At 65.3% G+C, this 24,087-nt stretch carries 18 protein-coding genes and 1 pseudogene; 16 read left to right on the top strand and 3 right to left on the bottom strand.

The features are described 5' to 3' along the window. Nucleotides 1-1,050 (top strand): xylulokinase (gene xylB / locus EOA29_RS03680; RefSeq protein WP_127220224.1); only part of this gene is annotated, 1,050 nt, incomplete at its 5' end. Between the two features lie 197 nt (nucleotides 1,051-1,247). On the opposite strand, the pseudogene EOA29_RS03670 reads toward xylB, so the two are convergent. Continuing rightward, nucleotides 1,248-1,609, bottom strand: a pseudogene (locus EOA29_RS03670) (nuclear transport factor 2 family protein). 111 nt (nucleotides 1,610-1,720) lie between these two features. On the opposite strand from EOA29_RS03670, the gene xylA reads away from it, so the two are divergent. The 3 genes from xylA (at nucleotide 1,721) to EOA29_RS03655 (ending at nucleotide 4,316) form a co-directional block, all read left to right on the top strand. After that, the gene (gene xylA / locus EOA29_RS03665; RefSeq protein WP_126090664.1) at nucleotides 1,721-3,046 is read left to right on the top strand and encodes a xylose isomerase; all 1,326 of its coding nucleotides are present in this window, start codon (nucleotides 1,721-1,723) and stop codon (nucleotides 3,044-3,046) included. Nucleotides 3,047-3,237: 191 nt separating this feature from the next. Beyond that, nucleotides 3,238-3,441: a hypothetical protein gene (locus EOA29_RS03660; protein ID WP_126090663.1), complete on the top strand. Its 204-nt coding sequence runs from the start codon at nucleotides 3,238-3,240 to the stop codon at nucleotides 3,439-3,441. Between the two features lie 77 nt (nucleotides 3,442-3,518). Next, nucleotides 3,519-4,316, top strand: a complete 798-nt coding sequence (locus EOA29_RS03655) for a TIGR01458 family HAD-type hydrolase (RefSeq protein ID WP_126090662.1) — start codon at nucleotides 3,519-3,521, stop codon at nucleotides 4,314-4,316. A gap of 59 nt (nucleotides 4,317-4,375) precedes the next feature. Here the strand turns inward: EOA29_RS03655 and EOA29_RS03650 are convergent, their stop codons facing one another. Beyond that, complete coding sequence (locus EOA29_RS03650; RefSeq protein WP_126090661.1) at nucleotides 4,376-5,356, bottom strand: GlxA family transcriptional regulator; 981 nt, start codon at nucleotides 5,354-5,356, stop codon at nucleotides 4,376-4,378. Nucleotides 5,357-5,434: 78 nt separating this feature from the next. Here EOA29_RS03650 and EOA29_RS03645 point away from each other — a divergent pair, with 78 nt between their 5' ends. The 12 genes from EOA29_RS03645 to EOA29_RS03590 all read left to right on the top strand — a co-directional run bounded on the left by EOA29_RS03645 (nucleotide 5,435) and on the right by EOA29_RS03590 (nucleotide 22,953). Further along, the gene (locus EOA29_RS03645) at nucleotides 5,435-6,352 is read left to right on the top strand and encodes a 3-keto-5-aminohexanoate cleavage protein (RefSeq protein ID WP_126090660.1); all 918 of its coding nucleotides are present in this window, start codon (nucleotides 5,435-5,437) and stop codon (nucleotides 6,350-6,352) included. A gap of 14 nt (nucleotides 6,353-6,366) precedes the next feature. Next, on the top strand, nucleotides 6,367-6,990 hold the full coding sequence (locus EOA29_RS03640) for an HD domain-containing protein (RefSeq protein WP_126090659.1): 624 nt from the start codon (nucleotides 6,367-6,369) through the stop codon (nucleotides 6,988-6,990). Between the two features lie 2 nt (nucleotides 6,991-6,992). After that, nucleotides 6,993-8,120 carry a carnitine 3-dehydrogenase gene (locus tag EOA29_RS03635; protein WP_126090658.1) on the top strand — a complete coding sequence of 376 codons (1,128 nt, stop codon included), beginning with the start codon at nucleotides 6,993-6,995 and terminating at the stop codon, nucleotides 8,118-8,120. Nucleotides 8,121-8,124: 4 nt separating this feature from the next. After that, nucleotides 8,125-9,288: an acyl-CoA dehydrogenase gene (locus EOA29_RS03630; RefSeq protein WP_066996076.1), complete on the top strand. Its 1,164-nt coding sequence runs from the start codon at nucleotides 8,125-8,127 to the stop codon at nucleotides 9,286-9,288. Between the two features lie 64 nt (nucleotides 9,289-9,352). Beyond that, entirely contained in the window at nucleotides 9,353-11,431 is a 2,079-nt protein-coding gene (locus EOA29_RS03625) for an acetate--CoA ligase family protein (protein ID WP_127220223.1), read from the top strand. Beyond that, entirely contained in the window at nucleotides 11,424-12,206 is a 783-nt protein-coding gene (locus tag EOA29_RS03620) for a carnitinyl-CoA dehydratase (RefSeq protein ID WP_126090656.1), read from the top strand. The genes EOA29_RS03625 and EOA29_RS03620 overlap by 8 nt, the downstream gene beginning before the upstream one ends. A 124-nt stretch (nucleotides 12,207-12,330) precedes the next feature. Next, nucleotides 12,331-13,272, top strand: coding sequence for an alpha/beta hydrolase (locus tag EOA29_RS03615; RefSeq protein ID WP_126090655.1), 942 nt, complete (start codon nucleotides 12,331-12,333; stop codon nucleotides 13,270-13,272). A 371-nt stretch (nucleotides 13,273-13,643) separates the two neighbouring features. Continuing rightward, nucleotides 13,644-15,629, top strand: a complete 1,986-nt coding sequence (locus EOA29_RS03610; protein WP_126090654.1) for a hypothetical protein — start codon at nucleotides 13,644-13,646, stop codon at nucleotides 15,627-15,629. Then, nucleotides 15,626-19,327 (top strand): DUF11 domain-containing protein, encoded by a 3,702-nt coding sequence (locus EOA29_RS03605; protein ID WP_127220222.1) that lies wholly within the window; start codon nucleotides 15,626-15,628, stop codon nucleotides 19,325-19,327. Before EOA29_RS03610 ends, EOA29_RS03605 begins: the two co-directional genes overlap by 4 nt. Before the next feature lie 196 nt (nucleotides 19,328-19,523). Further along, the gene (gene rpe, locus EOA29_RS03600) at nucleotides 19,524-20,201 is read left to right on the top strand and encodes a ribulose-phosphate 3-epimerase (RefSeq protein ID WP_126090652.1); all 678 of its coding nucleotides are present in this window, start codon (nucleotides 19,524-19,526) and stop codon (nucleotides 20,199-20,201) included. Nucleotides 20,202-20,438: 237 nt separating this feature from the next. After that, a complete protein-coding gene (locus tag EOA29_RS03595; RefSeq protein WP_245464829.1) occupies nucleotides 20,439-21,182 on the top strand; it encodes a GntR family transcriptional regulator in 744 nt (247 codons plus the stop codon). 244 nt (nucleotides 21,183-21,426) lie between these two features. Next, nucleotides 21,427-22,953, top strand: a complete 1,527-nt coding sequence (locus EOA29_RS03590; protein WP_126090650.1) for a malonyl-CoA synthase — start codon at nucleotides 21,427-21,429, stop codon at nucleotides 22,951-22,953. A gap of 266 nt (nucleotides 22,954-23,219) precedes the next feature. Here the strand turns inward: EOA29_RS03590 and nagA are convergent. Then, nucleotides 23,220-24,087 (bottom strand): N-acetylglucosamine-6-phosphate deacetylase (nagA, locus tag EOA29_RS03580; RefSeq protein WP_127220221.1); only part of this gene is annotated, 868 nt, incomplete at its 5' end.

The raw sequence follows: 24,087 nt of genomic DNA, 5'->3' as shown, positions 1-24,087 counted from the left end.
GCGAAGAACAATGAGCCGGCAATCTTCGCCAAGGTGGCCAAGGTGCTGTTGCCCAAGGACTATCTGCGCCTCTGGCTGACCGGCGAGCATATTTCGGAAATGTCGGATTCGGCCGGCACCTCCTGGCTCGACGTCGGCAGGCGCCGCTGGTCGCCCGAGCTGCTTGAAGCGACATCGCTCGACGAGAAGCATATGCCGTCGCTGGTCGAAGGCACGGCGAAAGCCGGCGCCTTGCGCGGCGAGCTCGCGTCGAAATGGGGCCTTGCGGCCGGCATTCCGGTCGCCGGCGGCGCCGGCGACAATGCGGCCTCGGCCTGCGGCATGGGCACGGTCGGCGCAGGTAACGCTTTCGTCTCGCTCGGCACCTCGGGCGTCCTGTTCGCCGCCAACGCCTCCTATTTGCCCAACCCGGAAAGCGCGGTGCACACCTTCTGCCATGCGCTACCTAGCACCTGGCACCAGATGGGCGTCATCCTGTCGGCCACCGATTCGCTCAACTGGCTGTCGGACGTCACCGGCAAAGGCGCCGGCGAATTGACCGCCGAGCTCGGCGACACACTCAAGACGCCGACGGGCGTAACCTTCCTGCCATACCTCTCCGGCGAGCGCACGCCGCACAATGATTCCGCCATCCGCGGATCGTTCACCGGCCTTGGGCATGAATCCAGCCGTGCGGTGCTGACGCAGGCCGTGCTCGAAGGCGTCGCCTTCGCCTTCCGCGACAGTCTCGAAGCGCTGAAGACGGCCGGCACGACGCTGACTCGGGTCACCGCGATCGGCGGCGGCTCGCGCTCGCGCTACTGGCTGAAGGCGATCGCCACCGCGCTTCAGCTGCCGGTCGACATCCCGGCCGACGGCGATTTCGGCGCCGCCTTCGGCGCGGCACGGCTCGGCCTGATCGCAGCGACCGGCGCCGATCCGCTTGCCGTCTGCACCGCGCCGGCGACCGATGCCACGATCGAGCCGGACGCCGGCCTTGGCGGGGCTTATGCTGATGCCTACCAGCGCTACCGCGCGCTCTATCCGGCGATCCGGGCCGTAACCGCGTGAGCACGCGCGAGGCACCCCCCTCTGCCCTGCCGGGCATCTCCCCCGCAAGGGGGGAGATTGGCAGCTCGGGCGCCTCGCTCACTATTGCAGCGTTGGAGATTGGCGAAATCCTAGATGACAGCCGATCTCCCCCCTTGCGGGGGAGATGTCCGGCAGGACAGAGGGGGGTGCCTCGCACCTTCCCTCCCCAGTTAGCCTCACTGCGCCGGCACCTTGTCGAGGAAGCCGGTGACGCTCTTAAGGCGGCCGTTCTCGATGACGCCGATGTCGGTGCCCTCAATGACGGACTCTGCGCCCTCCGGTCCCAGAATCCACGAGAAGCGGATGCGGTCGGCGAAACCGTCCGGCTGGCCTTTCAGCGAGAAACGGAAGCCGGCAAAGCGCTGCTGCACGCCGTCGATCAGCGCGGCGATGCCGTCGTGGCCGTCGCCCTGCATGACCGGGTCGCGATAGCTGACGCCCTGGTGAAGGCAGCCTCGAGCAGGGCCTTGCGGCGCGCCGCATCGCTCTCGTTCCAGGCGGTGATGTAGTTGCGGGCGATCGAGTTGAGGTCGGTCATGGTCTTCATCCTTCGTTGGATCGTTTCGACATGACCCTTTTCGTCCCGCGAAGAAGCGAAACCAATTACGCCTGAGGTAATCGGGCGAAGCACTTGGAGAGGAAGGAAACCATGAGCAGCGGATTTTTCGGCGACATCAAGAAGATCAAATATGAGGGGCCGGATTCGACCAATCCGCTGGCCTACCGGTTCTACAATCCCGACGAGGTCGTCACCGGCAAGCGGCTGGAGGACCATCTGCGCTTTGCCGTCGCCTATTGGCATTCTTTTGCCTGGCAAGGTGGCGACCCCTTCGGCGGCCAGACTTTCGACCGGCCATGGTTCGCCAAGCCTGGCGGCATCGATACGATGGAACTGGCCAAGCTGAAGGCCGATGTCGCCTTCGAGATGTTCTCGCTGCTCGGCGCGCCCTATTTCTGCTTCCACGACGCCGACGTCCGCCCGGAGGGCAAGGATTTCTCCGAGAGCGCCGCGCGCCTCGACGAGATCGCCGACTATTTTGCCGAGAAGATGAAGCAGACGGGCGTCAAGCTGCTGTGGGGCACGGCGAACCTCTTCTCGCACCGCCGCTTCATGTCGGGTGCGGCCACCAATCCCGATCCGGACGTGTTCGCCTATGCGGCGGCGACGGTGAAAAAGTGCATCGACATCACCAAGCGGCTCAAGGGCGAGAACTACGTGCTGTGGGGCGGCCGCGAGGGCTATGAGACGCTGCTCAACACCGACCTCGCCCGCGAGCAGGAGCAGGCCGGCCGCTTCCTCAACCTTGTCGTCGACTACAAGCACAGAATAGGCTTCAAGGGCACGATCCTGATCGAGCCGAAGCCGCAGGAGCCGACCAAGCATCAGTACGACTACGATGTCGCCACCGTTTACGGCTTCCTGAAGCGCTTCGGACTGGAGAAGGAGGTCAAGCTCAACATCGAGCAGGGCCATGCGATCCTCGCCGGCCATTCCTTCGAGCACGAGCTGGCCTTGGCCAATGCGCTCGGTGTCTTCGGCTCGATCGACATGAACCGCAATGACTACCAGTCCGGCTGGGACACCGACCAGTTCCCCAACAACGTGCCGGAAATGGCCTTGGCCTATTACCAGATCCTTCAGGGCGGCGGCTTCAAGACCGGCGGCACCAATTTCGACGCCAAGCTGCGGCGCCAGTCGCTCGACCCGCAGGACCTGCTGATCGGCCATATCGGCGGCATGGATGCCTGCGCGCGCGGCCTCAAGGCGGCGGCCAAAATGATCGAGGACAAGGCTCTGTCGGCTCCTCTGGCCGAGCGCTATGCCGGCTGGAGCACGGCCGAAGGCAAGGCGATGCTTTCCGGCAAGCGCACGCTGGAAGAGATCGCCGAGCGTGTGGTCAAGAAGAAGATCGAGCCGCAGCCGCGCTCCGGCCGGCAAGAGCTGCTGGAGAACATCGTCAACCGCTACGTGTAAGGGCGCTCGCCCTCACACAGCCGGTCGTTCAAGCGGACTCTAAGATAAAACAGCTTTTCGCGGGGCTGAAACCGATGACAAGGTTTTGCCCCGCAGCGCCCTTCAATCGCCTCGCTCTTGCCTTCAAACAGCCGTCACGGATCTCCTATAGTGTGGCTATGCGGCGGGAAGGAAAGAAGGAGGCGAAACGTATGCAGCACGAACGCGAAATCGACGCCTTGCTCTCGCCTGGCGAGGCTGGATCGATCATTGATCGGCTGATGGCGCTGCCGCATTCGAAAGACGGCGGCCGCAATACAAACGAATGGGATCGCGCGGTCGCCGCGCGACTGGAAACCGCGCTGGCCAAGAGCATGCGCTCACGCATTGTCCGCGAAGGCCGCGACGCGGCCTGATTCTTAAGTGGCCCTGTTTTCCGTGGCCTGATTTTCACTGGTTTGACGAACGGAGACTGTTTCTCCATCCTGCACCGATGATACGCGCGGTGCTGCTCGATCTTGCGGGTGTCGTCTATGATGGCGACACGCCGATACCGGGCGCTGTGCCCGCGGTGGAGCGTTTGCGCAAGGCCGGTCTGCCGCTCCGTTTCGTCAGCAACACCACACGCTCGCCGCGCCGCGCAATCATTGCGCAGCTTGCCGCCATGGGCATCAAAGTCGCGGACGAAGAATTGCTGACGCCGGCGCGCACCGCGGTCGAATGGCTGCGCAGGCATGGCCGCCGGCCGCATCTGCTCGTCCATTCCAATCTCGAAGCCGAGTTTTCAGGGCTGGAAGACGGCAGCGGACGAGCTGTCGTCGTCGGGGATGCCGGCGAGGGCTTCGACTACGCGACTCTAAACCAAGCGTTCCGCGAACTGGCTGCCGGCGCCGATTTTCTGGCTTTGGCCACCAACCGCACCTTCAAGGATGCCGACGGCCAGCTCAGTCTCGACGCCGGCGCCTTCGTCGCGGCGCTCGAATTCGCCTGCGGGCGAAGCCCTGTCGTGCTCGGCAAGCCGTCGCCCGATTTCTTCCTCGCGGCGCTTGCCGGTTTGAATTGCCGCGCGGCCGATGCGGTCATGGTCGGCGACGATGCCGAGAGCGATGTCGCCGGCGCGCTCAGCGCCGGGCTCGGCGCGGCGCTGCTCGTGCGAACTGGCAAGTACCGCCCCGGCGACGAAACACGCTTCGACCCGGCGCCGACGGCGCTGGTCGACGACCTCGCCGCGGCGACGGATTGGGTACTCAAAGCGCGCCGCGCTGAGACGGATTCAGGCGACGCGCTTTGAGTCTTTGTTTGATGCATGTCGTCGTCCCAAAACCGCTGCGCACTTTTGGGCGACATGCATTAGCCGCGCCGCAGCCTGACAGGCGCCTCGCCAAAAGCCCTGGAAAACGCCCTGGAAAATGCCGCGGCCGACGAAAAGCCTGTACGCCCGGCGATGTCGGTCATGGCGATGCGCGTGTCGACCACGAGGCGGCGGGCGGCGCTGAGCCGCAGCCTGAGATAATAGGCGCCCGGCGTCTCGCCGATCGACCTGCGGAAAATGCTCTCCAGCGTCCGCGCCGTCACGCCGGCGCGCTTGGCCACCGCGTCGATGGTCAGCGGCTGGTCGACATGCGCTTCCATCAGCCGGATCGCCTGCGCCAGCCGTGGGTCGTAGCCGTCGAGCCGGCCGAGCGAGACCAGCGGTTGCGCGTCGGTCGCCGCGCGCGCCTGGTCGTAGATGAACACGCTCGCGACATCGAGCGCGGCGGCCATGCCTAGCCTGGTGCGGATCAGGTGCAGCATCAGGTCGAAGGTCGGCGAGGCGCCGCCCGAGGTGAAGACCGGTCCGTCGATGACATAGCGGTCCGGCCGCACGTCGACGCCCGGGAACGCGGCGGAGAAATCCTCCATGTCTTCCCAATGCGTGGTGGCGCTGCGGCCTTCGAGCAGGCCGGCGCGCGCCACCAGCCAGGTGCCGGCCTCGACGCCGCCGCAGGCGCGGGCCGAACGCGCTGCGCGACGCAGGCCGGCCAGCAACGCCGACGTGGTGTAATTCTGCGTGCCGAAGCCGGCGACGACGACCAGCATGTCGGTCGGCTCGTCCGCGTCGAAGCGGTCGCTGACCGCAACCGGCAGGCCGCATGTCGTGACAGGCGCCTCGCCGGTGACCGAGACCAGCTTGAAATCAAACAGCGTCTCGCCGGAAATGCGGTTGGCGGCGCGCAGCGGGTCGACCGCCGAGGCGACGCACATGATGGACGATCCGGAGAACACCAGGAACGTCACCTTGAGCGTTTCGTGCTCGGACCGAAAGATGGTCGGCTTTTCGCTTTTAATCATGAGAACTTCGTAAAACGCAAAACAGTTTCCTGCAAGTCGAGCAATGCTGTGGCCTGATCGAATTTGGGAGGAAAGACGATGCCGCTCGCGATGAACCGTGAGGTCTTCATTACCTGTGCCGTGACCGGCTCCGGCGGCACGCAGGACCGCAGCCCGAATGTGCCACGCTCGCCCAAGCAGATCGCCGATTCGGCGATCGAGGCCGCCAAGGCGGGCGCCGCGATCGTCCATTGCCATGTACGCGACCCCGAGACCGGCAAGCCCAGGCGCGACGTGCATCTCTATCGCGAGGTGACCGAGCGCATCCGCGAGGCTGATGTCGACGTGGTGCTGAACCTCACCGCCGGCATGGGCGGCGACATGGTGTTCGGCTCGCCGGAAGCGCCGTTGCCGCTCAATGAGAAGGGCACCGACATGGGCGGCGCCACCAACCGCATGGAGCATGTGCGCCAGTGCCTGCCGGAGATCTGCACGCTGGATTGCGGCACGATGAATTTCAACGAGGCCGACTATGTCATGACCAACACGCCGGGCATGCTGCGCGCCATGGGCGGCATGATGACGGCGCTGGGCGTCAAGCCCGAGATCGAGGCCTTCGACACCGGCCATCTCTGGTTCGCCAAGCAACTGGTCGAGGAAAAGGTGCTGAACCCGGACGCGCTGGTGCAGCTCTGCATGGGCGTGCCGTGGGGCGCGCCGGACGACCTCAACACCTTCATGGCGATGGTCAACAATGTGCCCTCGACCTGGAACTGGTCGGCCTTCTCGATCGGCCGCAACCAGATGGCTTATGTCGCGGCAGCCGTGCTTGCCGGCGGCAATGTCCGCGTCGGCCTGGAAGACAACCTCTGGCTGGACAAGGGCGTTTTGGCCACCAACGCGCAACTGGTCGAACGCGCCGCCAGCATCGTTACCAATCTCGGTGCGCGTGTGCTCGGGCCGGAGGAAGTGCGCAAGAAACTCAATCTCACCAAGCGGGCGCCGATAGCCGCGTGATTTGAGGTGTCGATATGGCTACCGTCAAATTCACCGCGATGAAGGACGGCGACAGGCAAGACTACGAATTCCTGACCGCCCATGAGATCGACTATGCCGCCAGGACCGGCGATCGGCTGCTAGACGCGCTGGTGCAGCTCGACCAGGGCCTCTCCGGCTACAAGATCACCCGGCTCGGCCATTCGCTGCAGGCCGCCACCCGCGCCTGGCGCGACGGCGCCGACATCGACTGGCTCGTCTCGGCGCTGCTGCACGACATCGGCGACATCTACGCGCCCTACAATCACGATGAATATGCCGCGACGATCCTGAAGCCTTTCGTGCGCGAGCAATGCACCTGGGTGGTGGAGAAGCACGGGGATTTCCAGCGCCTCTATTACGCGCATCATCTCGGCGGCGACCGGCATGCCCGCGACCGCTTCGCCGGCCACCTTTATTTCGACGACTGCGACCAGTTCTGCGAACGCTGGGACCAGTCGAGCTTCGACCCCGACTACGACACGCTGCCGATCAGTTTCTTCCGGCCCTTGGTGCTCGAAGTCTTCGCGCGCAAGGCCTACGACCCCGCGGTGATCCGCGCCGGCGACCGTGTGCCGCTTATCGATCCCGAAACAGCCAAGACAAGAACCGGAGCCTGACCATGAGCATCATCAACAAGGCGGCCGCCATCGGCGGCGGCGTCATCGGCGCCGGCTGGGTGGCGCGGCTGCTCTTGAACGGCATCGACGTATCGATCTTCGATCCGGATCCCGAAGCGTCGCGTAAAGTGGGCGAGGTGATGAAAGGCGCGCGCCGCGCCTACAAGCAGATGCTGCCCGGCGGCCTGCCCAAGGAAGGCAAGCTCACCTTTGCCAAGACCATCGCCGAAGCGGTGGCGGATGCCGACTTCATCCAGGAGAGCGTGCCGGAGCGGCTCGACCTCAAGCACAGGGTGCTGGCCGAGATCGACCTGCACGCGCCGGCCAACGCCATCGTCGGCTCGTCCACTTCCGGCATCAAGCCGACCGACATGCAGGTGGCGATGAAGAAGCATCCCGAGCGGCTGGTCGTCGGCCATCCGTTCAACCCGGTTTATCTTCTGCCGCTGGTCGAGATCGTCGGCGGCGCGCAGACTTTTCCCGAAGCGATCGAGGTCGCCAAGGAGCTCTACGCCTCGATCGGCATGAAGCCGGTGGTGGTGCGCAAGGAGATCGAAGCCTTCGTCGGCGACCGCCTGCTCGAAGCCGCCTGGCGCGAGGCGCTGTGGCTGGTCAAGGACGGCATCTGCACCGTCGAGGAACTCGACGACATCATGCGCTATTCCTTCGGCCTGCGCTGGGCGCAGATGGGCATGTTCCAGGTCTATCGCGTCGCCGGCGGCGAGGCCGGCATGCGCCATTTCATGGCGCAGTTCGGACCCTGCCTGAAATGGCCGTGGACCAAGCTGATGGACGTGCCCGAATTCAACGACGAACTGGTCGACCTGATCGCCACGCAGTCCGACGAGCAGGCGAATGGGCTGTCGATCCGCGAGCTGGAAAAGATCCGCGACGACAATCTGGTCGCGATCATGGAAGCCCTGTCGAAGCAGAACAAGGGCAAGGGCTGGGGCGCTGGCGCGTTGCACAAAGATTATACGAAACAGCTCGCCAAGCTGGCGGCGAAACCGGCCGCCAAAGCGGAGAAAGTGAAGGCCGCCAGGCCGGCGAAGAAGGCAGCCAAGCCGGCAAAAGCCGATAAGCCCGCAAAGGCCGGCAAGGCGAAGAAGAGCGGCAAAAAGAAGGGCTGAGGCGATGCATTTCGGTCTTTCGGAAGAACAAAAGCTCATCGTCGAGACGACGCGCGCCTTCGTCGAGAACGAGCTTTATCCGCATGAGCGCGAGGTGGAACGCACCGGCGAGCTGCGCCGCGAGCTGATCGACGAGCTGAAGGCCAAGGCGATCGCAGCCGGGCTTTATGCGGCCAACATGCCGGCCGATGTCGGCGGCGCCGGCCTCGATACGGTGAGCTGGCTGCTCTACGAGAAGGAGCTCGGCCGCGCCAATTACGCGCTGCACTGGACCTGTGTCGCGCGTCCGTCCAACATCCTGCTTGCCGGCACGCCGGAGCAGCGGGAAAAGTATCTCTTTCCCTGCATCCGCGGCGAGAAATGGGATTGCCTGGCGATGACCGAGCCCGGCGCCGGTTCCGATCTGCGCGGCATGAAGGCCACCGCCGTTCAGGACGGCTCGGACTGGGTGCTCAACGGCACCAAGCACTTCATCAGCCATGCCGACATCGCCGACTTTGCCATCGTCTTCATGGCTTCGGGCGAGGAGGATTCACCGCGCGGCAAGCGCAAGAAGATCACCGCCTTCTTCGTCGACAAGGGCACCAAGGGTTTTACGGTGCGCGACGGCTACCGCAATGTCTCGCACCGCGGCTACACCAACTCGATCCTCGAATTCGACGACTGCCGACTGCCGGCGAGCCAAGTGCTTGGCGAAGTGCACAAGGGCTTCGAGGTCGCCAACTCCTGGCTCGGTGCCACCCGCCTGCAGGTCGGCGCCACCTGCCTCGGCCGCGCCGAGCGCGCGCTTTCGCACGCTATCGAATATGCCGCGCAGCGCCAGCAGTTCGGCCAGCAGATCGGCAAGTTCCAGGGCGTGTCGTTCAAGCTCGCCGACATGGCGACGGAACTGAAGGCGGCCGATTTGATGGTGTTCGAAGCCGGCTGGAAGTACGATCAGGGCACCGTCACCGACCAGGACATGGCGATGGCCAAGCTGAAGGCCACCGAGATGCTGGCTTTCGTTGCCGACGAAGCCATCCAGATCCATGGCGGCATGGGGCTGATGGACGACCTGCCGCTGGAACGCATCTGGCGCGACGCGCGCGTCGAGCGCATCTGGGAAGGCACTTCGGAGATTCAGCGACATATTATTTCGCGGGCGTTGCTGCGCCCGTTCGGGGCTTAGAGCATGATCGCCCGAAACCGGGCCCCGGTTTCGGAAAAGATCGTGCTCAAACGAAAAGATGACCATGCATAAACTCGAACGCCTCCTGCGCCCGAAATCGATCGCCGTGTTCGGCGGGGCGCAGGCCGCCGCCGTCGTCGCGCAGTCGATCAAGATGGGCTTTGCCGGCAAAATCTGGCCGGTGCACCCGACGAAGGACGAGGTCGCCGGCTGCAAGGCCTACCGCTCCGTCGCCGATCTGCCCGGAGCGCCGGACGCCGCCTTCGTCGGCGTCAACCGGCATCTCACCATCGAAGTCGTCAAGGCGCTGGCCGAGCGCGGCGCCGGCGGCGCCGTCTGCTTTGCCGCCGGCTTCCTCGAGACCGAGGCCTATGACGAGGACGGCGAACGGCTGCAGGCCGAACTCGTTGGCGCCGCCGGCGAGATGCCAATCATCGGCCCGAATTGCTATGGCCTGATCAACTATGCCGACGGCGCGCTTTTGTGGCCAGACCAACATGGCGGCATCAGGCTGCCGGAAGGCGGCAAGGGTGTCGCCATCATCACCCAGTCGTCCAACATCGCCATCAACATGACGATGCAGAAACGCGGCCTGCCGATCGCCTTCCTGATGACGGCCGGCAACCAGGCGCAGACCGGCCTTTCGGAAATGGCGCTCGGCCTGATCGAGGACGAGCGCGTCACATCGCTCGGCCTGCATATCGAAGCCTTCGACTCCGTAGCCGGCTTCGAGATGCTGGCGGCGAGAGCGCGTGAGCTGAAGAAGCCGATCATCGCGATGAAGGTCGGTCGCTCGGAACAGGCACGGCAGGCGACGGTGTCGCACACGGCCTCACTCGCCGGTTCCGATGCTGCCTCCGGCGCCTTCCTGAAGCGGCTCGGCATCGCGCGCGTCGATTCCATTCCGGCCTTCATCGAGGCGCTGAAGCTCTTGCACATCACCGGGCCGTTGCCCGGCTACAAATTGTCGTCGATGAGCTGTTCGGGCGGCGAGGCTTCCGTGATGGCCGACAGCGCCGAAGGGCGCTGGGTGCATTTCCCGACACTGACCTCAGAGCACCGCGCCCATGTCAAATCGACGCTCGGGCCGCTGGTCGCGGTCGCCAATCCGCTCGACTACCACACCTTCATCTGGAACAACGAGCCGGCGATGACGGCCACCTTCACCGCCATGGTGTCGGGCGGCTTCGACCTCAACATGCTGGTGCTCGACTTCCCGCGTCCCGACCGCTGCTCGGACACCGATTGGTGGGCGACGCTGCGCGCCTTCGAGGCGGCGCTGAAGACCAACAGGGCACAGGGCGCGATCGTCTCCTCGCTGCCCGAGAACCTGCCGGAGGAATACACCGCAGGCCTGATGGCGCGCGGCATGGTGCCGCTGTTCGGCATTTCGGAAGCCATGGACGCCGCCCAGGCGGCGGCCTTCATCGGCTGGGCCTGGCGGGAGCCGCAGGCGCAGCCGGTCGACACGTCTGCCGCCGGTGCGACGGACGGAGATCATGTCACGCCCGACGAGGCCGAGGCCAAAGCGCGTCTGATCGAGGCCGGCCTGCCGGTGCCGAAGGGCGAGCGTGCCGCCAACGCGGTCGAGGCGGTGATCTCGTCGATGGCTCTCGGTTTTCCGGTGGCGCTCAAGGCGCTCGGCGTCACGCACAAGTCGGAAGTCGGCGCGGTGCGGCTGAACCTCAAGGATGCCGAATCCGTCAGCAATGCGGCGCATGACCTCCTGCCGCTCGGCACCGGGCTTTATGCCGAGCGCATGGTGCGCGACGGCGTTGCCGAGCTGATCGTCGGCTTCACCCGCGATCCGATGTTCGGTGCAGTGATGACGCTCGGCACTGGCGGCGTGCTGGTTGAGCTGCTGCGCGACAGCGTCACCCTGATGCTGCCGGCCACGCGCGACGACATCGAGGCGGCGCTGCGCGGCCTGAGGCTCTACCCTCTGCTCGAAGGCTATCGCGGCCGGCCCAAGGCCGACGTCGCGGCCGCCATCGATGCCATCGCCGGCATTGCCGACTTCGTGCAGAAGAACGAAGGCGAGATCGAAGAGCTCGACATCAACCCGCTGATCGTCTGCGCCGAAGGCAAGGGCGCCTGGATTGCGGACGCCCTGCTGGTGCTTGGAGAAAAGAAGAATGGCTGACGTCATCACCACCCGCCGCGAAGACACCATCCTGGAAGTCACGCTCGACCGGCCGAAGGCCAACGCCATCGACCTCAAGACGTCGCGGCTGATGGGCGAGACGTTCAAGGCGTTCCGCGACGATCCCGGCTTGCGCGTCGCCATCGTCAAGACGGCCGGCGACAAGTTCTTCAGCGCCGGCTGGGACCTGAAGGCGGCGGCCGCCGGCGATGCGGTCGACGGTGATTATGGCGTCGGCGGCTTCGCCGGGCTGCAGGAGTTGCGCGACTTGAACAAGCCGGTGATCGCCTGCGTCAACGGCATGGCGGTGGGCGGCGGCTTCGAGCTGGCGCTCTCCTGCGACTTGATCTACGCCTCGGACCATTCCTCCTTCGCGCTGCCCGAGATCCGCGCCGGCACGCTTGCCGACGCCGCCACCATCAAGCTGCCGAAGCGCATTCCCTACCATATCGCCATGGACCTGTTGTTCACCGGCCGCTGGATGGACGTGGCGGAAGCGCACCGCTGGGGCCTGGTCAACGAAGTGCTGCCCAAGGAGAAGCTCGAGGACCGCGTCTGGGAGATTGCACGGTTGCTTGCCAGCGGCCCGCCGCTGGTCTTCGCCGCGATCAAGGAGACGGCGCGGGTGGCCGAAGCGCTGACCTTCCAGGATGCGATGAACAAGGTGACCCGCCGGCAGCTGCCGACGGTCGATATTCTCTACGGCTCGGAGGATAATATGGAAGGGTTCCGGGCGTTTGCGGAGAAACGCAATCCGATGTGGAAGGGGAAATGACGCCGCTTACCCTCCCCTCGATGGGGGGGGTCGGACCGAAGGTCCGGGGCGGGGTGAAGCGCCGCCACCCCCACCCGCCGCTCCGCGGCGATCTCCCCCATCGAGGGGGAGGTAAGGAGTGCCGATGACCGACTACAAAACCCTGATCGACGCCGAGACCTGGGCCTTCATCGAGAAGACCAATTCCTATTACCCGCCGGACACGATCGACTACACGATGGGCGAGCAGCGCGCCATCTACGACCGGATGTGCCGCGAGTTCTTCGCCGGCTACCCGCAAGGCGTGACGGCGGAAACGACGGCAATAGCCACGCCGACCGACAGCATTCCGATCCGCATCTATAGCACTGCGGCGCCGGACAAGAGCGCCATGGTGCTCTATGTCCATGGCGGCGGCTTCATCCTCGGCGGGCTGGACAGTCATGACGATGTCTGCGCCGAGCTTTGCGCGCGCACCGGCTACGAGGTGGTGTCGGTCGACTACCGGCTGGCGCCGGAACATCTGCATCCGGCCGCCTTCGACGATGTCATGGACGCCTACGAGTGGGCGGCAGGGACTTACGATTGCCCGGTCCTGCTTTGCGGCGACAGCGCCGGCGGCAATCTCTGCGCCGCCGTCGCTCATGCCACGCGCGGCCACATCAAGAAGCCGATCGGCCAGGTGCTGATCTATCCCAGCCTCGGCGGCGACCGCTCTCGCGGCTCCTATGTGACGCATGCCGAGGCGCCGATGCTGACCGCGCGCGATACCAAGTTCTACCTGAGCATTCGCACCGGCGGCGTCGACCGCACCGGCGACATCACCCTGTATCCGCTCGCCGATGCCAATTTCGCCTACCTGCCGCCCACGGTGCTGATCACCGCCCAATGCGACCCGCTGTCCTCCGACGGCGAGGCCTATCGCGACCACGTCATCGCAGCCGGTGGGCATGCCTACTGGTTCGAGGAACCGGGGCTGGTGCACGGCTATCTGAGGGCCCGGCATACGGTCGGCCGGGCGCGAGCCAGCTTCACCCGCATCGTCGAGGCGGTGTCCACACTCGGCAAGGGCGACTGGATCTGGTGATCTTGTCGGGCTGTAAAGACAGCGCCTCCGTCCCGGCGCGCCTCTCGCATTGAACCTTTCCGCGTCAGCTCGCGACTGACGACCAGGCACCGCCATGGTGCGGGCCGGAAAGGAAAGCCCCAATGAGCAGAAACCCTGAGACTTGGTGGTCTCCGGGAGCAACAGGAGTCCAGCGCGGCCACCGTCTTCGGGACGAGGTCGATGCGCTGGGCTTTCGGCTGATTCCGTTGACCCTGCCAGGCAGCCGTCGTATCGTGACCAAGCGGAAAACAGACAATTATTTCAGGGACGAACGAGCCGGAACGCCGCGCCTTGCCCTGATATGCGCGGCGAAAACGGATGGTTCTTCCGACGACTTCGGGGGGAGTTCAATGTTTTGCGACCGCGGCTCGTTCGTGGCTTCTCGCGCCGGCGGTCTGCGCCGCGCGATAACGACAACCGGCGGAGTTCTTGCCCTGGCGCTGTCCGCCGGCCTTTGGCTCGGCGGCGCGGCAAAGGCCCAGGAAACACAAATCATCTATCCGGGCTCGATGGCGGTGACCGGCTTTCCCGGCACCGTCATTCCCGATTTCGACTCTCCCGAGGGGGGCTTGCCGCCTGGCGTCGACCCGGTCGACGAAACGTTCATCGACACATCGCAGGCCTCGTTGCGCATTTTCGACGTTTCGCGCCTCGGCGGCCCGGCCTCCGGCCAACTCGTCTACACGCCGCCGCCCTTCGAGGTGACGGCGGGTCAGATCGGCGAGGTGTTCGGCCTCACTTATGATGACGGCATGCGCGACGGCGTGCCGTCGGGCATCCCCAACCTCTATGCGGCGGCGACCTCGCTGCACGGCATCGAGATCGTCACGCCGGACGCCGACGATGACGGCCGCCCCGAGCGGCAGCGCCGCGGCACCGCGGGCGCGACCTTCATGGATGGCCAGTTCGGCACCGAAAACGGCGGCGGACCGGGCACGATCTGGAAGATCGACGGCATCACCGGAGCCGTATCGAAATTCGCCGACATCGACACCAACAGCGGGCCCGGCATCGGCAACCTCGCCTTCGATCCCACCCACCGCCAGTTCTTTGCCTCCGATCTCGATAACGGCGTGATCCACCGCATAGACCCCGACGGCAATCTGATCGACAGCTTCGATCATGGCGTTGCCGGGCGTCCGGCGCATGGGCTGGCCCCCGTCGCCGACGACGGCGCCGTGATGGACATCCAGGCCGCGGCCTTCGACAGCGAAGACCCTGGAACCTGGGGTTATACGCAGGACGAGCGCCGCGTCTGGGCGGTCGCCTATCATGGCGGCCGGCTCTACTATTCCGTCGGCGAGAAAGCCGAAATCTGGTCGGTCGGCATTGCGAGCGACGGAGGCTTCGCCGGCGATCCGCGCTGGGAGCTGACGGTCAAGGCCGACCAGGACCATGCCGTCACCGACATCGCCTTCGACAACGAGGGCTTCATGTATCTAGCCCAGCGCGGCCCGGTCGAGAACCGCTACGACTACAGCCGCTTCGCCGATTCCGGCAAAGGCGAGGTCGTCCGCTACTGGCGCGAGGATCCGGACGATCCGGCGACGGAATCGGTCTGGGTCGAGGCGCCGCAGGAATATGCGATCGGCTTCCCGCAAGACAATCGCCAGTCGGCCGGCGGCGTCGACCTGCAATACCGCTACGATGCCGAAGGCAATCTGGACACCACCGTTTGCACCGACACGGTCGTCAACACCGGCGACAAGTTGCGCGACAATCCGGAGCTTGCCGAGCGGCTTGCCGCCGGTGGGCCGCTCGCCGTGCATGGCGTGCAGCTCACTCCGAGCGCGCTGGTCAAGCCGGCTAATGTGCCGCCCTTCGGCTCATGGTTCGTCGACTTCGACGGCTATTTCGAAGACCCGGACGTCCAAGGCCATGTCGGCGACGTCAGGGTCTGGCGTCCGTGCGAAGGCCGCGCCGGCTATTATGAGGAAATCCCCGGCGGCTTCCTGCCTCCCTTCTATCCGCCGGACTTCCCACCGCCCGGCAATTTGCCTCCCTGCCTCGATGTCGAGGACGTGCAGTATTTCTGCACGCCCCGTGGCCTCCAGGCGGACCTCTATCTCCATGACCACGCCGGCTTAGGCGGCGATTCGATCAAGGCTCTGTCCAAGACGCCCGGCGTCGGGGTGACCTCACCCATGTCGCACGCGCCGGGCAAGCCTTACACGATCGACATCACCGGCCATAATCCGGGCGACACCGTCAATGTCGGTCTCTGCTTCTACCGCAAGTCCGACCGGGACAAGGGTGGCTACTACCCTTGCTGCAAGATGACGCTGCCGCTCAGGACGCCGGCCGTCGACTGCGAAGCGCCGAGGAGGGACAGATGAGCGATCTCGCCCTTTCCCGCTTCGCCTCGCGTAAAACCATCATGGAGACGATCTTGAAACCCCTGTCATACGCCAGGCGCGGCGCGCGCTGGCTGATGGCGGCCGGTATCGCGGTCGCCATGATGCCGGCATCGCTGGCGCTCGCCCAGAATACCGCACCGTCCAGTCAGGCCGCCAATCAACCGCGCGGCATCAATTCCGAACTCGGCCGGATCATACCCTTCTTCACCAAGAAGGGCGGTCAGCGAAGCTGCGATACCGTCGAATATGTTCTGAGCTTTGGCATCCACGGCGACCCGCAGGACTTCGACCGGCCAAGCGTGGCGGCCCTGCTGAAAGCGACGAGGCTCGACTTCAAGGACCAGCTTCCGCACGGCTTGCAGATCGTCGGCGTGGATGTCGCCGGCGACGGCACCAGCGCCTCCGGCGGACCGCTGCCCGCTGGCGCGATCAGCTCATCGGCCGGTCCGAACGATACGGCCAGCGTTTCCAATTTCCGGATCAGCGCTGCCAACGTCGATGGCGAGGGTGCCGCGAACGAGCGCGTCATCACCTTCCGGATCACGGCCAAGATAGACCATGCGACATTTCCCGTGCCGGCGACGGTCGACAACCAGGGAGAGATCAAGGTCTCGCTGCGAGGCGGGCCGGCAACGACCATTCCCTCGCAGGATCCGGATAAACCCGAGGACGGCGATTTCCTCACCGGCGTCAAGACCTCGATCAAGATCGACCTGACCAAATGCAACCCGCCGCCTCCGCCTCCCACCAAGGAGTGCTTCAAGGTCGAACGCGGCACGGTCGACTGCGTGCCTGGCGGCGGCGCCTTCATCTACCACATGCCGGTCGGCCCGGAGATGGGCGGCAAGTGGGTGCAGGTGTCGACGACGACGCCCGGCATTACCATCGTTCCCGATATCCAGCAGGTGCCTGCCGGCGGCGGCGTGCTGGACTGGAAAATCATCGGCGCCTCGCCCGGCGAGGCCATCCATCTCGTCGTCACCGGCATCGACACCTATGCCGGGCCGAAGGAAGGCTGGGGACTTTGCTGCACGCAGACGATCGACATCGTCATTCCGCGTGACATCAGGTGCCCGCCCGAGCAGCCCGACCTCAAGGTCGAGAAGTGGGCCGAGGTGCCGCGTTGCACGATGGCAGGCGGCTGCGACTTCACCATCACCGTCACCAATGTCGGCGACGCGCCCTACAACGGCACGATCGTCCTCGATGAAGTAACGCTGCCTGCCGGCTCGGTTCTTTCCTCAGGACCGAACCCGCCCTGGATCTGCGTGCCCGGAGCGGCGCCGATGACCTGCACCCACCCGGTGACGACGCTCAACCCCGGCGCCTCCGTCAACCTCAAGCTCGGCTTCAAGCCGGCCGCAGGCTGGCAGGGCAGCGTGCTGCGCAACTGCGCCGCCTATGACTACCACGCCAGCGGCAAGCCGCTGTTCGGTAGCCAGCAGAACGACCGCGCCTGCGCCTCGATCCCGATCTGCCGCCGTGGCGATCGCGACCCGCGGTGCCAGCCTCCGGTCGAGAAGAAGGTCGACCTGATCCTGAAGAAGCGCGCCCGCATCCCGGTCTGCACGCCGGACGGCATCTGCACCTTCGTGATCGACATCATCAACAACGGCACCAGCACCTATAACGGGCCGCTGACGGTGGTCGATACCTATCCTGGCGGCGCGCCGACCTCCTCGACCTTCGGGCCGAGCCCGCCCTGGACCTGCGGCCCGAACGGCCCCGGCCAATTCCGCTGCGACAATGCCGGCATCTCGCTGCCTCCGGGCGCATCGACGCCGATCGTCGTCAAGGCTGTCATGCCGGCAAACTACCGGCCGGACAGGGTGGAGAACTGCGCCGAGGTGAAGGCCATTTCCGGCGAGGTCGAGCTTGCCAACAACAAGGCCTGCGCGACCGAACGCATCCGCCATCCGAATGGCGGCCAGCCCGGCTTGCGCATCACCAAGGTGTGCGATGGTTCGCTCGCCGGGGCCGCGGTGGTTTCCTGCCGCATCACCGTCAGCAACGCCGGCGCGGCTGCTCCCACCGGTCCGGTGCGGGTCAGCGATGCCGCCACGCTTATATCGGGCGGTGCGCCGGTTGCCATCCAGACCGTGACGCCTGACGGCGCGGATTGGAGCTGCGGGCCGGTGCCTGCCAACACGCTGTCGTGCCAGATTCCCGGCGCCGTGATGACGCCCGGAGAGAGCCGGCACTTCGACGTGACGGTGAGCGCCAATGGCGCGTTCGAGAACTGCGCGCGCGGCTCCTACGGGCCGGCGCCGGGAGACGACATCGTCTACCCGATCGGCCAGGCCTGCGCGAAAGGCGGCGGCGCCTCGACCATCCGTGTCGAGAAGACCGGCGATGCCGAGTGCCAGCCGGGCCAACCCTGCTCCTTCGACGTCAGCATCACGAACGATGGGCCGAGCGCCTTCTCCGGCCCGGTCCGCATCGGCGATGCGATTGGCATCGATGGTCTGGGCCGCCTGGAAGGCGTTCAGATCACGTCGATCGACCCGCCCTTCGGCTGTTCGCCGGAGCCGGCGACGCTGCCGGCGTCCTGCATCGCCAACCTGACTCTGGGCGCCGGCGAGAGCCACAAGCATCATGTCACGGTGATCCTCCCCGACGATAGCCGGCTCGCCAACCTGCAGGGCGTGGTCAGCGGGCAGAACTGCGTCGGCGTGCTGTCGCCGAACACGCCGGTGCAAGGCGGCGACGTGCTGTCGCGCGTCCCGGCCAATGTGCAGGGCGATCGCGGCAAGGCCTATGCCTGCCATCCCTTCACCATCAAACGTGAAGTGAAGAACCAGTGCTCGAACGGCATGGTGCTGAACGCGGCCGGCCGCTGCGCCTGCCCGGACGGCACGACCTTCCGCAATGGCCAGTGCAGTTCCGGCAGCGGCAAGCTGCAACCGCTGCCGGTGCCGCCGCGCTGCGTGCTGCTCAAGGGTCAGATCCGCACCGAGGACGGACGCTGCGTCTGCCCGCGCGGCACGGAACTGGAGAACGGCAAATGCGTGCAGGGCGAGCAGCCCGAACCGCAATGCACGTTGCGTCCCGGCCAGTACCGCGACCAGGACGGCAATTGCGTGTGCCGGCGTGGCGAGCTGGTGAACGGCGTCTGTCAGGTCATACCGCCGAAATGCACGATCCGCGGCGCGGTGCCGACAGCGAATGGCTGCGTCTGCCCTGACGGCACGCATCTCGACCGCGCCGCCAGGGCCTGCGTGCCCGACAAGCAGCCGCCCAGCCAGTGCCGCATCCGCGGCCAGGTGCGCAATGCCGACGGCGATTGCGTCTGCCCGAGGGGAACGGAGCTGAAGGGCAAGGCCTGCGCGCCGATCAAGAAGCCGCAAACCTGCTCCATCCGCGGCCAGGTCCTCAACAAGCGCGGCGCGTGCGTGTGTCCGCGCGGCACCGAGGTGATAGAAGGCAGATGCGGCACGTTCGAAGATGCCGAATGCGCCCCGGGTTCGCAGATGATCGACGGTATCTGCCAGCCGATCATAAGGCGGCGCTGCCCGGTCGGGACCACCGGACGGTATCCGGATTGCTTCCCGATCCGCAGACGGCCGGGACTGGAGATCAATCCGAACCTGCTGCTCAATCCGAACATCCTGCAGCAGCTGGTGCCAAGGAACCAACCAAGGTTGCAGCGGAACCCGGCGACCAACAACCTCCAATAATGGAGCCCGCCGCCACATCGCGAACCCGCCGGAGCAATCCGGCGGGTTCTTCCTTTCTGCTTCGGAGCCGCGTTTTGTGCGCCTGCTGGCGGTTGCGGAAAACATGCTTCCCCTAGCCTGGACGATGGTCTAGGCAGACCCGCATGAAAGGTGCGCTGCCCAGCGCGCCGATGACGATGCCGGGAGAGGCCGTATCATGAGCAAGAAGACCCTGATCGCGCCGTCGGTGCTGGCGTCGGATTTTTCGAAGCTCGGTGACGAGGTCGAGGCGGTCGCGGCCGCCGGGGCCGACTGGATCCATCTCGATGTGATGGACGGTCATTTCGTGCCCAACATCACTTTCGGCCCGCCGGTGGTTAAAGCGATCCGCAACCGCACCAAGGCCTTCTTCGACTGCCATCTGATGATCGCGCCGGCCGACCCCTATCTGGCGGCCTTCGCCGAGGCCGGCTGCGACGGCATGACCGTCCATGCCGAGGCCGGCCCGCATCTCGACCGCTCGCTGCAGACGATCAAAGGTCTCGGCAAGAAGGCCGGTGTCTCACTCAACCCGGCGACGCCGGAAACAGCGATCGAATACGTGCTCGACCGGCTGGACCTCATCCTGATCATGACCGTCAATCCGGGCTTCGGCGGCCAGGCATTCATCCCGGCAATCGTCGACAAGGTGCGAAGGGTGAAGGCGCTTATCGGCAACCGCCCGATCCGTATCGAGATTGACGGCGGCGTCTCGCCGGAAACAGCGCCGTTGGTGACGGCCGCCGGCGCCGACGTGCTGGTGGCGGGCGCGGCCATCTTCAAGGGCGGCAGCGTCGAGGCCTATCGGGCCAATATCGAGGCAATCCGCTCAGCAGCCGACAGGGCCGCCAACTAGAGACATAGACATCTCGTTTCTAACAAAAAGTCGCCGCGCGGCCGAACGGCTGTTCAATATACCAAGTTATATCAAGTCGCCCTTTAACATCAGCTTTTTCTGAGGGAATTTACTTTATTCGATCGAATATCGTCACCTTATTGCTTTTAGGCGGCAATGCCTGGCTGTATGATACGCGTACGAGATTGCTTTGCCGAGGGACCCTGGCAAAAACAGGGGCAAGCAACAGGAGTCAAATTGGCAAACGGAAACGCCGATACGGGCGAAGGCAAGGGTGCCAAGAGCACGCTTGCCAGCTCGGTCTACCATCAGCTCCGCGAAGACCTGCTGCGTGGAGCTTTGGAAACCGAGGGCAAGCTGCGCGTCGAATGGGTCGTTTCCCGCTATGGCGCCGGCGCCTCGCCCGTGCGTGAGGCGCTCAATCGCCTCGCCGCGGAGGGCCTGCTTGGCCGCCATGACCAGCGCGGCTTCTTCCTGATGCCGGTGAGTGCGGCGGAGCTCGAAGAGCTGACCCGAACGCGTTGCTGGCTGGAGGAACGCGCCTTGCGTGAATCCATTGCCCATCGCACGGCCGAGTGGGAAGAACAGCTGGTGCTCGCCCTGCACCGCTTGGCGCGCGCCGAGCGTCGCCAGTCCGACGACCCCGCGACCAACAATCCGGAATGGGAGACGCTGCACCGCGCCTTCCATCGCGCGCTGATCTCGGCGTGCCGGTCGCATTGGCTGATCGGTTTTTGCGACCAGCTTTCCGACCAGGCCTCCCGCTACCGGCTGATTTCGCAGCGCGGCCCAGGCTCCGAACGCGATGACCTCGCCGAGCACCGGACGATTGCCGAGCGAACGCTGGATGGCGATGCCGACGCCGCGGTCGAGGCCTTGCTCAGCCACTATCGGCTGACCGCCGAGATGTGCATGGCGCGCTTCAACCAGGGCTACGATCCAAGGGCCGGCTCAGGCAAGGCGCCGCGCGCCCGCAAATAGCTGCCCTAAAGCGCGTCGCGATCTTTAAGATTCGCTCCGTGCGCTTTAGGTTTTTGATTTTACGCATGCCTTTGCCCCGAAACCGGTTCCCACCTTCGGGAGACATGCTTAGCTCCTTATTTTTCGCAATTCCGGACGGAAAACCGCTGCGCACTTTCCTGGAATTGCTCTGGCAGGCAAATCTGATATCGCTCTGGCCAGGCCGATGCATTGAATGCGTCAGCCACAAGTCCAGAGGAAGACGATGACCAATCACCTGTTCGACGCCTTTCGCGCCAGCATGCCGGCGCCTGACCGTGTTTTGATGGAGACGGACGACGGGCGTTCTATCTCCTATGGCGAGATGCTGGCGCGGTCCGGGCAATATGCGCATGCGCTCGTCGAGGCGGGCGTCCAGCCCGGCGATCGCGTCGCCGTGCAGGTGGAGAAGACGCCGGAAGCTTTGCTGCTCTATCTCGCCTGTCTGCGCGCCGGCGCCGTCTTCCTGCCGCTCAACACCGCTTATACGCTGCCGGAGCTCGACTATTTCTTCCGTGACGCGGAACCGCGGCTGGTCGTCTGCGATCCGCAAAAGGCGTCCACCATCCAACCGCTTGCCGCGTCGGCGGATGCCGCGACGCTGACGCTTGGCGCCGACGGGCGGGGCACGCTTGCGGATCGCGCGGCGCTGCAGCCGGCGGATTTCGACGATGCCGCGCGCAGGCCCGACGATCTTGCCGCCATCCTCTACACCTCAGGCACGACCGGCCGCTCCAAGGGCGCCATGCTCAGCCACGAGAACCTCGCCTCCAACGCGCGCGTGCTGGTGGGGCACTGGCGCTTCGGCGCCGACGACGTGCTGATCCACGCGCTGCCGATCTTCCATACGCACGGCCTGTTCGTCGCCACCAACGTCATCCTGATAGCCGGCGCCAGGATGTTCTTTGAGCAGAAGTTCGATCCGGCCCGCATCCTGTCGCTGATGCCACGCGCCACGGCGCTGATGGGCGTGCCGACCTTCTATGTGCGATTGCTGCAGCAGGATGGGCTCACAAAAGATGCAGCCAGGCATATGCGGCTGTTCATCTCCGGCTCGGCGCCGCTGCTTGCCGAGACGCACAATGCCTGGCGCGAGCGCACCGGCCACGCCATCCTCGAACGCTACGGCATGACCGAGACCAACATGAACACGTCCAACCCTTATGACGGCGAGCGGCGCGCCGGCACGGTCGGCTTTCCGCTGCCCGGCGTGTCACTGCGCATCACCGATCCCGAGACGGCCGAACCGCTGACCCAGGGCGCGATCGGAATGATCGAGGTGAAGGGGCCGAATGTGTTTGCCGGCTATTGGCGGATGCCGGAGAAGACCAAGGCCGAGTTCCGCGATGACGGTTTCTTCGTCACCGGCGATCTCGGCCTGATCGACGCCGACGGCTATGTCCACATCGTCGGCCGCGGCAAGGACCTGATCATCTCGGGCGGCTACAACGTCTATCCGAAGGAGATCGAGAGCGAGATCGACGCGCTTGCCGGCATCAGCGAAAGCGCCGTGATCGGCGTCGCTCATCCGGATTTCGGAGAGGGCGTCACGGCGGTGGTGGTGCGCAAGCCGGGATCGGCGATCAGCGCCGCCGACATTGCCGACGCCATCGCCGGACGGCTGGCAAAGTACAAGCATCCGAAGCAGGTGATCTTCGTCGACGAACTGCCGCGCAACACGATGGGCAAGGTGCAGAAGAACGTTTTGCGCGAGGCGTACAAGGATATCTACACGGCGGGAAAAGCCAGCTGACGCTCGTCGGCATTTCGACGACGAAGGCGATGCAAGGGTGAGATCGGTCGTGATCCTTCGCACCCCCCTCTGGCCTGCCGGCCATCTCCCCCGCAAGGGGGGAGATCGGACGTCACCGCGGCTTTCGCCAATCACCAACGTTGCAGGATTGAGCGGGGCGCAGAAGCTACCAATCTCCCCCCTTGCGGGGGAGATGTCCGGCAGGACAGAGGGGGTGCTGTCACGCCAGCGTCTCAAAGCTTCTCGTCACCTTAACGCAGGAAGGCTCAGGTCCTCAAAACCTTCTTGCCCCCAATCCAGACGTTCTTGACATCCAGGCCCTCCGATAGGCCGACGATATCGGCGGCGGTGCCGTTGGCGAAGCGGCCGAGCCGGTGCGCCTGGCTGATTGCCTCGGCGGGATAGAGCGATGCCATGCGGAGCGCCTCGTCGAGATCGATCCCGACGACGCGGTGGACGAAGCGCACGGCGGAAATCATGTCGAGGTCGGCGCCGGCCAGCGTGCCGTCGGCAAGCCTCAGACTCCCGTCCTTGCGATAGATGGTGCGGCCGTTGAGCGTGAAGGAGGTCATGTCTGTGCCGATTGTCGCCATGGCGTCGGTGACCAGCAGGATCTTGCCCGGCCCCTTCTTGGCATTGAGCGCAAGCGTCATCGTGCCGGGATGGACATGGATGCCGTCGGCGATCATGCCTGCGTAGAGACCGCCGGTATCTATAGCGGCGCCGGCCAGCCCCGGCTCCCGATTGCCGATCTGGCTCATGGCGTTGAAGAGGTGGGTGACGACCGTCGCGCCGGCCTCGGCGAAGGCCGTCGCCGTGGCATAGTCGGTGTCGGAATGGCCCAGGCTGACGACAATGCCGGCCTCGGCCAGCGCCGTGACGCGGGCCGGCTCGACCGATTCCGGCGCGATCGTGGTGAGCAGCACCGGCAGGTCTCGGCGCGCGGCGATCAGTGCCGCCTGGTCGGCGTCCGTCATCGGCCGGATCAGGGCCGGATCATGCGCGCCCTTGCGCGCGATGGACAGATGCGGCCCTTCGAGATGCAGGCCAAGGAAACCCGGCACTTTTTTCCGCGCAGCCTCGGCGCCGGCGGCTGTGGCCGCGGCGGTGATCGCCGGCGTGTCGGTGATCAGC

It is taken from the genome of Mesorhizobium sp. M1E.F.Ca.ET.063.01.1.1 (assembly GCF_003998155.1).
Lineage (GTDB): Bacteria > Pseudomonadota > Alphaproteobacteria > Rhizobiales > Rhizobiaceae > Mesorhizobium.
The sequence above is the reverse complement of the archived record's forward strand: the minus strand, read 5'-3'. Positions and strand labels throughout refer to the sequence as shown.

What these genes read in the sequence shown, in the direction of transcription:
- EOA29_RS03610 (WP_126090654.1), top strand. Translation starts at nt 13,644, where the DNA reads ATGTTTTGCGACCGCGGCTCGTTCGTGGCTTCTCGCGCCGGCGGTCTG.
- EOA29_RS03640 (WP_126090659.1), top strand. Translation starts at nt 6,367, where the DNA reads ATGGCTACCGTCAAATTCACCGCGATGAAGGACGGCGACAGGCAAGAC.
- xylA (WP_126090664.1), top strand. Translation starts at nt 1,721, where the DNA reads ATGAGCAGCGGATTTTTCGGCGACATCAAGAAGATCAAATATGAGGGG.
- EOA29_RS03605 (WP_127220222.1), top strand. Translation starts at nt 15,626, where the DNA reads ATGAGCGATCTCGCCCTTTCCCGCTTCGCCTCGCGTAAAACCATCATG.
- EOA29_RS03645 (WP_126090660.1), top strand. Translation starts at nt 5,435, where the DNA reads ATGCCGCTCGCGATGAACCGTGAGGTCTTCATTACCTGTGCCGTGACC.
- EOA29_RS03650 (WP_126090661.1), bottom strand. Translation starts at nt 5,356, where the DNA reads ATGATTAAAAGCGAAAAGCCGACCATCTTTCGGTCCGAGCACGAAACG.
- EOA29_RS03660 (WP_126090663.1), top strand. Translation starts at nt 3,238, where the DNA reads ATGCAGCACGAACGCGAAATCGACGCCTTGCTCTCGCCTGGCGAGGCT.
- EOA29_RS03590 (WP_126090650.1), top strand. Translation starts at nt 21,427, where the DNA reads ATGACCAATCACCTGTTCGACGCCTTTCGCGCCAGCATGCCGGCGCCT.
- rpe (WP_126090652.1), top strand. Translation starts at nt 19,524, where the DNA reads ATGAGCAAGAAGACCCTGATCGCGCCGTCGGTGCTGGCGTCGGATTTT.
- EOA29_RS03615 (WP_126090655.1), top strand. Translation starts at nt 12,331, where the DNA reads ATGACCGACTACAAAACCCTGATCGACGCCGAGACCTGGGCCTTCATC.
- EOA29_RS03620 (WP_126090656.1), top strand. Translation starts at nt 11,424, where the DNA reads ATGGCTGACGTCATCACCACCCGCCGCGAAGACACCATCCTGGAAGTC.
- EOA29_RS03655 (WP_126090662.1), top strand. Translation starts at nt 3,519, where the DNA reads ATGATACGCGCGGTGCTGCTCGATCTTGCGGGTGTCGTCTATGATGGC.
- EOA29_RS03625 (WP_127220223.1), top strand. Translation starts at nt 9,353, where the DNA reads ATGCATAAACTCGAACGCCTCCTGCGCCCGAAATCGATCGCCGTGTTC.
- EOA29_RS03635 (WP_126090658.1), top strand. Translation starts at nt 6,993, where the DNA reads ATGAGCATCATCAACAAGGCGGCCGCCATCGGCGGCGGCGTCATCGGC.
- EOA29_RS03630 (WP_066996076.1), top strand. Translation starts at nt 8,125, where the DNA reads ATGCATTTCGGTCTTTCGGAAGAACAAAAGCTCATCGTCGAGACGACG.